Genomic DNA, 6,659 nt, shown 5'->3' with positions numbered 1-6,659 from the left:
GCTCCCGGCTCCCTGCCCCCTGCTCTCTTATCTAGCAGAGTTGCCCTTATTGCTTTCTGGACTAGGCAAGGGAGTCGTGTTACTAACTTTTTTGAGTGCTATAAAAATATCGTAAAGATTACTACGACTGTCGCTGACGGCGGATGTCATCCCAATTGAACGGGTTGCATCAAGCAAAGTTTGTTGATTGGAAATTAGAGTTGGTAAAGGGAAATTTTTCACCGTTCGTTCCACATCCAGGAAAAATTGACCATTTGTGGGATTTGGTTCTGTAGGAACTGTTTGTTGGAAGGGGATCGTGCTAGCTAGTGTGTTGTTGGGTTTGGGAACAATCTTATCAGTGATAGGAGCGCCCACTACTAAAAAGGCGACATCTCCATCTAACCAGCCGTGGGTGGCAGTTAAAGTACCGTAAGGTGAAACCCAGTTAACAACGGGTTGTCCTGCAACTTTCGCAGATTGGACTTGAAACTGGTATTGATTTCTCATCACATCATCTAGCTGTTTTATGGATGCTTCGGCTGAATTACGATCGCTGCCTTGTACCATAAACACTAAACCCGAACGAAAATTGTCTGGTGAACCTTCTTTTGGAGTACTAGGAATCACTGATAAGGAAAATTCGCCTTTCATCCAACTGAGCAAATCCTTATCTAAATCAAGAGTGGTAAGAGATTTTATCCCACCTCTGAGTTGTTCTGGTGCGATCGGTGAGAGGGGATTTCCTTGAGATGTTAAAACGTAATCTCCCCATAACCTCTGTAAGTTTCCCCCCGAAAGCATCATTAAGGTTTCTGCTGGTACGCGACTTTGCATTTTCCCAGCTTTGTTTTCCACCGCTAGCACCCGTTGACTATTAGGGTTTAACCAAGAAACACCCTTAAAGCGGATTCCTTCTGCCTCTAAAGTCATTGTCCCTGCTAAACCTTGGTTATTTTGCAGTTGAGCCAAAACTTGAGCAGGTAGAGGGCGGTTTGGAGAAGCTGCGGCTATTTTGGCTGCTGTTGGCACATTCACGTAAAACTGCCCAAAGCGTTGATCGTTGGCAATTTTTGGAAAATTCTCAGCAAAGCCCCCTGTTGTCGCTAGGGATGTTTGATTTTTGTAGGCATCGATCGCTCGTTCTGTGGCTTTGGGACTATCAGTGATGACTAAAAAACGCCCATCGAGTAATGCTGCTGAGAAGTTTTCCCCTGCTTGTCCCTCACTTTGTTTAATAGCGATCCCTTGATAAATCCGGTCAATCCATTTGCCTTGTTTAAGGGTTTTGGGTTGTGCCAAAATGTTTTTGGCGATTTCTGGATTTTTTACTGGCAATACCATTACCATCGACTGCTGATCGCTGGCAGCATCTTCATTGGTAGCAACTGGTTTAGGTGCAGCTTTACTCGCTGTTGCTGGGGCAAGAATTGCGATTGTAACGTCATTGCCTACCCAAGGAGCAATATCTTTCTGGAAATCGTAACCATTATTAGTCAGAAAGCGATCGCGCAATTCTACTAAATTTTTGTCCAGTTCTGCTTGGGTTTCTTTTGTCCCAAACTGCCGCAATTTCTGCCACTGCTGGGGATCTGTTGTCAGAGAAACCGCAAAAAGCGCATCACCAGGAATAATATTTGCACCTACTAGCAAATCACCAGAAGATATTTGTCTCTGGCTTAACAACCAGTATCCTACAGTCCCCGCACCAATCAATAGCCCAGCAGCCGAGAGCGTCAGCACCAGAGACGGTTTCTTTTTTTTCTTCATCGGAACAGACACAAGAGGCGGTGCCATTGAAACCTATACCTTATACTTGCAAACTCATTACTTGCTTGATTAGTCAAGTACATCAACTGGTTTAACCATTCTTTAAGGCAGTTAATTGGATTAAATTTTTCTACCTTAGATGCTGATGCTACTTAGATAATCAACTTTCCCTAGTCTTTCAAAAGCTGTGTTTTTGACTCAGTTACCATTTTTAACACGCTTTGTTGAATTTAGTAGGACGTTTCGCTAAGATTAATTCCTTCGCCTAACAACGGCAAACCATTGCCGAAAACTCATTAGTCTACGGCAGTACTACCAAATTTGATAATTTCATTGTATGATTTCACGTATTTGGTTTTGCTCAGTAGAGATCGCCTACGCTCGGCGGGACACCATCGCACCATATAATGAGTGCAATATTTTTTGGGACAAACTATAATAATTGCAACTCAAATCCAGGTAATATATCCTCTCCAGAAACAATTGCTGGCATTTGTACAACTTCTACAGCTTTCAAAAGTCGGTAAATTTCAACTTGACGCTCTTGAGGATTAATCAGCCAACCCAAACGCAGACCATTTTTGATATATTCCTCCATTTTTTCTTGAATTGGTGCAAGCCTGTCTGTCTCCGATCGCAGTTCAATCAGAAAGTCGGGTACAAGTGGCGGAAATTTTTTTCTTTGTTCTGGCGTTAAAGCTTCCCACCGCTCCAATTTTACCCAAGCGGCATCAGGTGAACGTTTTGCACCGTTGGGAAGTATAAAGATAGTTGAAGAACTAAAAACTTTCCCTAATTTAGCTTGACGATTCCAAATTTCTAAATCAGCGATCAGTCCAGCTTCTTGATTTCCACTTTCTCCTCCGACTGGTGGCATAATTATTAATTCTCCGCCTGCATTCATTTCCAGACTGAGATCGCGATTGGCAACACACAATTGATAAAATTGCTCATCGCTTAAATGAGCAATCGGTTCTAGATTTAGCACAACAGTATTCATGAAACCTTTCCTCGTGTCTTTCTTGCTAACATCAGTAGGAAATTCTTGCTTGTTGGAAAATTTATTTAGGTGTAATTTGCAACCCTCTTATACTTGCAACTCAAATCCAGGTAATATATCTTCTCCAGAAATAATTGCTGGCATTTGCACAACTTCTACAGCTTTCAAAAGTCGGTAAATTTCAACTTGACGATCTTGAGGATTAATCAGCCAACCTAAACGCAGACCATTTTTAATGTATTCCTGCATTTTCTCTTGAATTGGTGCAAGCCTGTCTGTCTCCGATCGCAGTTCAATCAAAAAGTCGGGTACAAGTGGCGGAAATTTTTTTCGTTGTTCTGGTGTTAAAGCTTCCCACCGCTCCAATTTTATCCAAGCAGCATCAGGTGAACGTTTTGCACCGTTGGGAAGTATAAAGATAGTTGAAGAAACACACAATTGATAAAATTGCTCATCGCTTAAATGAGCAATCGGTTCTAGATTTAGCACAACAGTATTCATGAAACCTTTCCTCGTGTCTTTCTTGCTAACATCAGTAGGAAATTCTTGCTTGTTGGAAAATTTATTTAGGTGTAATTTGCAACCCTCTTATACTTGCAACTCAAATCCAGGTAATATATCTTCTCCAGAAATAATTGCTGGCATTTGCACAACTTCTACAGCTTTCAAAAGTCGGTAAATTTCAACTTGACGATCTTGAGGATTAATCAGCCAACCTAAACGCAGACCATTTTTAATGTATTCCTGCATTTTCTCTTGAATTGGTGCAAGCCTGTCTGTCTCCGATCGCAGTTCAATCAAAAAGTCGGGTACAAGTGGCGGAAATTTTTTTCGTTGTTCTGGTGTTAAAGCTTCCCACCGCTCCAATTTTATCCAAGCAGCATCAGGTGAACGTTTTGCACCGTTGGGAAGTATAAAGATAGTTGAAGAACTAAAAACTTTCCCTAATTTAGCTTGACGATTCCAATTATTTAAGTCTGTAATTAAATCTGCTTCTTGATTTCCGCTTTCTCCTCCTACTGGTGGCATAATTATTAATTCCCCGCCTGCATTCATTTCCAGGCTTAAATCACGATTGGCAATACACAATTGATAAAATTGCTCATCGGTTAAATGAGCAATCGGTTCTAGATTTAAAACAACAGTATTCATTAAATCTTTCCTTGTGCCTTTATTGCTCGCATTAGTAGGACTAACAACGGCAAATCATCACCGAAAACTCATTAATTTAATTGTAAGATTTCAGCTACTTGGTTTAACTCAGTTGCGATCGCAGGCTTTTACTGATTTTGAGAATTTAATTGCATAGCCCCCAAATATTTAGTTAAATAAGGCGAAAAGACTTCATAAATTAGGGTTAGTGGCTGTCCATGATGCCAAAACAAATAATGGCGACCCCAAAAAGGCCCAGTTACTCCAAAACCAGACTCTAGCGCCGATGAGTCACCATAGTAAATCCCGCGAACATCCCGATACAACTCTGTGCGGAGACGAGCTAAACTTGCCCAAATTGGTAATGAACGATTTTGCAAATACTCATCTACATGACTAGCTTCCCACCATGAGGTAGCATAGGCTAATCGTTGACCAGAAGCAGTCCGCAGCCACACTTGTCGCCGTAGTCGCGGCCCCGGAACAGCTTGAATTAAATCAGGTGCAGCATCCAAGTCCATGCCAATCAATGACATATCAATCACATCTACTTCTACAGACTCGCCTGTAAGCAATTCTAAGTGACGTGTAGGAGAGCCATCACCCAAAAGCATGAGCTGCCAAGCAGGTGCTAGCTGAGTGTGAGGTAAACTTTTTTGAATTACTTCCTCCCCTCCTTGCCAAATCGGAGTGAGGCGATGCCAAGCTGCTGGCTGTTTTAAGTTATTTATCGACGTAAAAGTAATACTCAATGCTTTTTACAAAACTTCACGTATCTCTATAAAAGCATAAAAAACAGAGCTATACCAAGATTTAAGGGTCAATAGTCTCAGGTTTATTGACCCTTGACTATTGACCCTTGACAAACAAAAATATGCGGATGGGGAGACTCGAACTCCCAAGGGCATTGCCCACACGCACCTCAAGCGTGCGCGTATACCAATTCCGCCACATCCGCACGACTTGTCTAAAGATAGACTATAGCATAAGAAAATAATTATAGTAAGGTGATATCTAAAGTTATATTTCTCAAAAATATAAATTTCTTCAAGGCGGTATCAGACTGACAGAAATTTAGCATCTGCACAAGTGATATTAAAAAGGGTAGAGCGACTGTGGGAGATGCGGTGCGTAGGCGCAGCCCGCCGCAGGCATCGCGTACCCGCCATGAGCCAGTGGCGATCGCAGATCGCAAAAGCCCAGTTTGGTAAGCTAGCCAAGACTTACAGCAGCAATGTTGTTAGTGTAGTAAAACCTGTAAAGGCAGCAAGCCTACAATATGCGAGTTTGCTTAGAATCAGGGTGGCGAATCTCCTGTGATAATTTTAAATAATGCGGAAGCGTCGTTTCAAGTTGGATCGGGGAAAATGTGAATCTACTGGTAATGATATCGAAACTAAAAAATGAAGTTTGACAAAATATTAATTGCCAATCGGGGAGAAATCGCCCTTCGCATTCTCCGCGCCTGTGAAGAAATGGGAATTGCCACAGTCGCGGTTCACTCCACCGTTGACCGGAATGCTCTCCACGTTCAACTTGCTGATGAAGCGGTTTGTATTGGCGAACCAGCTAGCAGTAAAAGTTATTTGAATATTCCCAATATTATTGCCGCAGCCCTGACGCGCAATGCCACTGCAATTCATCCTGGCTATGGTTTTTTGGCAGAAAATGCCCGGTTTGCAGAAATCTGTGCCGACCATCATATTGCTTTTATCGGCCCAACTCCAGAATCTATCAAGCTGATGGGCGATAAATCCACTGCCAAAGAAACCATGCAAAAAGCTGGAGTCCCGACAGTGCCAGGTACTGAGGGGTTAGTAGAATCTGAGGAAGAAGGATTAAGATTCGCCAAGGATATCGGCTATCCAGTGATGATCAAAGCCACAGCCGGCGGTGGTGGGCGGGGTATGCGCCTAGTTCGTTCTGAAGATGAATTTGTCAAACTTTTCCTAGCAGCCCAAGGGGAAGCAGGAGCAGCTTTTGGAAATTCTGGCGTTTACATCGAAAAATTTATTGAACGTCCCCGCCACATCGAATTTCAAATTTTGGCGGATAACTACGGTAATGTCATCCACTTAGGCGAACGCGATTGCTCAATTCAGCGCCGGAATCAAAAACTACTAGAAGAAGCCCCCAGTCCGGCTCTCGACCAAGACCTGCGTGAGAAAATGGGACAAGCTGCTGTCAAAGCTGCCCAATTCATTAGTTACAGTGGGGCGGGCACTATCGAGTTTCTCTTGGATAGATCGGGTAAATTCTACTTTATGGAAATGAACACCCGGATTCAAGTGGAACATCCTGTAACAGAGATGATTACTGGGATAGATTTGGTTGCCGAACAAATTCGGATTGCTCAAGGGGAAAGACTCAAGCTTACCCAAGAGCAAGTAGTTTTGCGGGGTCATTCGATCGAGTGCCGGATCAACGCTGAAGACCCAGATCATGACTTTCGCCCCTCTCCAGGACGGATTAGTGGCTATCTGCCGCCCGGAGGCCCTGGTGTTCGGATTGATTCTCACGTTTACACAGATTACCAAATCCCGCCTTATTACGATTCTTTGATCGGCAAGTTAATTGTTTGGGCCCCAGACAGACCCACTGCTATCAACCGCATGAAACGCGCACTCCGCGAATGTGCCATTACTGGACTACCTACCACTATCGGGTTCCATCAAAAAATTATGGAAACTCCACAATTTTTGCAGGGTAATGTCTATACAAATTTTGTCCAGGAGATGAACGGATAGGGGATTGAGGA

Annotated in this window: 7 protein-coding genes and 1 tRNA gene; 2 read left to right on the top strand and 6 right to left on the bottom strand. The window is 43.0% G+C overall.

Annotated elements, in window-relative coordinates:
* Positions 1–27: 27 nt before the first annotated feature.
* From CDG77_RS32675 to CDG77_RS32650, 6 genes are all read right to left on the bottom strand, one after another.
* Positions 28–1,776 (bottom strand): DUF3352 domain-containing protein, encoded by a 1,749-nt coding sequence (locus CDG77_RS32675; protein WP_094333350.1) that lies wholly within the window; start codon positions 1,774–1,776, stop codon positions 28–30.
* 406 nt (positions 1,777–2,182) lie between these two features.
* Complete coding sequence (locus CDG77_RS32670; protein WP_094333349.1) at positions 2,183–2,749, bottom strand: Uma2 family endonuclease; 567 nt, start codon at positions 2,747–2,749, stop codon at positions 2,183–2,185.
* An 87-nt stretch (positions 2,750–2,836) separates the two neighbouring features.
* On the bottom strand, positions 2,837–3,250 hold the full coding sequence (locus CDG77_RS32665; protein ID WP_094333348.1) for a Uma2 family endonuclease: 414 nt from the start codon (positions 3,248–3,250) through the stop codon (positions 2,837–2,839).
* Positions 3,251–3,337: 87 nt separating this feature from the next.
* Positions 3,338–3,901 (bottom strand): Uma2 family endonuclease, encoded by a 564-nt coding sequence (locus CDG77_RS32660; RefSeq protein WP_094333347.1) that lies wholly within the window; start codon positions 3,899–3,901, stop codon positions 3,338–3,340.
* A gap of 128 nt (positions 3,902–4,029) precedes the next feature.
* Complete coding sequence (locus CDG77_RS32655; RefSeq protein WP_094333346.1) at positions 4,030–4,653, bottom strand: chorismate lyase; 624 nt, start codon at positions 4,651–4,653, stop codon at positions 4,030–4,032.
* A gap of 123 nt (positions 4,654–4,776) precedes the next feature.
* Positions 4,777–4,859, bottom strand: a tRNA-Leu gene (locus CDG77_RS32650).
* A 164-nt stretch (positions 4,860–5,023) separates the two neighbouring features.
* On the opposite strand from CDG77_RS32650, the gene CDG77_RS35960 reads away from it, so the two are divergent.
* Together CDG77_RS35960 and accC are read left to right on the top strand one after the other, a co-directional pair.
* Positions 5,024–5,221, top strand: a complete 198-nt coding sequence (locus CDG77_RS35960) for a hypothetical protein (protein ID WP_223270105.1) — start codon at positions 5,024–5,026, stop codon at positions 5,219–5,221.
* An 83-nt stretch (positions 5,222–5,304) separates the two neighbouring features.
* A complete protein-coding gene (accC, locus tag CDG77_RS32645; protein ID WP_094333345.1) occupies positions 5,305–6,648 on the top strand; it encodes an acetyl-CoA carboxylase biotin carboxylase subunit in 1,344 nt (447 codons plus the stop codon).
* Positions 6,649–6,659: the final 11 nt, after the last annotated feature.

Source organism: Nostoc sp. 'Peltigera membranacea cyanobiont' 213 (genome assembly GCF_002245975.1).
Classification (GTDB): Bacteria; Cyanobacteriota; Cyanobacteriia; order Cyanobacteriales; family Nostocaceae; genus Nostoc.
This window is presented reverse-complemented; position numbering and strand designations above follow the sequence as displayed.

Bases quoted from the DNA above. Each gene is read 5' to 3' on its own strand.
- CDG77_RS32675 (WP_094333350.1), bottom strand. From the start codon at position 1,776: ATGGCACCGCCTCTTGTGTCTGTTCCGATGAAGAAAAAAAAGAAACCG.
- CDG77_RS32670 (WP_094333349.1), bottom strand. From the start codon at position 2,749: ATGAATACTGTTGTGCTAAATCTAGAACCGATTGCTCATTTAAGCGAT.
- CDG77_RS32665 (WP_094333348.1), bottom strand. From the start codon at position 3,250: ATGAATACTGTTGTGCTAAATCTAGAACCGATTGCTCATTTAAGCGAT.
- CDG77_RS32660 (WP_094333347.1), bottom strand. From the start codon at position 3,901: ATGAATACTGTTGTTTTAAATCTAGAACCGATTGCTCATTTAACCGAT.
- CDG77_RS35960 (WP_223270105.1), top strand. From the start codon at position 5,024: ATGCGGTGCGTAGGCGCAGCCCGCCGCAGGCATCGCGTACCCGCCATG.
- accC (WP_094333345.1), top strand. From the start codon at position 5,305: ATGAAGTTTGACAAAATATTAATTGCCAATCGGGGAGAAATCGCCCTT.